Consider the following 603-nt stretch of genomic DNA (forward strand, 5'->3'; position numbering starts at 1 on the left):
GCATGTCGTACTGCGCATCGCGCCAGTCGGTTTCGGGCAAACCGTTTTGTGCGTTCTCTTCCTTAGCCGGTACTTTCCATTGGTGCTGGCCGATGATTTGGCCGTTGCCGTTGTAGTCGAAGCAGGTAATGTTGTGGCTGTTGGCGGCACGGACGAGGTTGCCGTCCAGGTCGTATTGGTAAGCGGTTTCCTGAACCTTGTCGTTATCGCGGGCAAGGGTGTGGATTAAGCGTCCCAATATATCGCGTTTGAACTCGGTAGTCCGCAGCGGGGTTTGACTGTCGAGGCCGTCTGAAAGCGGGGCGGCTTCTTTTTGGGGGACGGGCTGTCCGCCCAGCTGCGCCATCAGTTTGGCGGCGAGGGTGGCGTCGTCGCCGAATTCGCGCTGCTCGACCAGTTCGTTGCCGGCGTTGTAGCGGTAGCCGGTCAGCTTATGGTCGAAACCGCTTTCGGCAATCAATCGGTCGAGGACGTCATAGGCAAAGCGGTAGTGCGCACCGTTTTCATTGGTGAGGCCGACTAAGCGGCGGGCTTGGTCGTAATGGTAGCCGAAGGTATGGCCCAGCGCATTGGTGCGTTGGGTCGGCAGACCATCCTGGCCGT

1 pseudogene is annotated in these 603 nt (G+C 59.2%); it reads right to left on the reverse strand.

The window, feature by feature from the left end:
* Positions 1–460 (reverse strand): annotated as a pseudogene (locus ACTHTY_RS11400) (hypothetical protein); the annotation flags it as partial.
* Positions 461–603 lie beyond the last annotated feature (143 nt).

The organism is Neisseria sp. P0019.S002, assembly GCF_051957155.1.
GTDB classification, from domain to species: domain Bacteria; phylum Pseudomonadota; class Gammaproteobacteria; order Burkholderiales; family Neisseriaceae; genus Neisseria; species Neisseria perflava.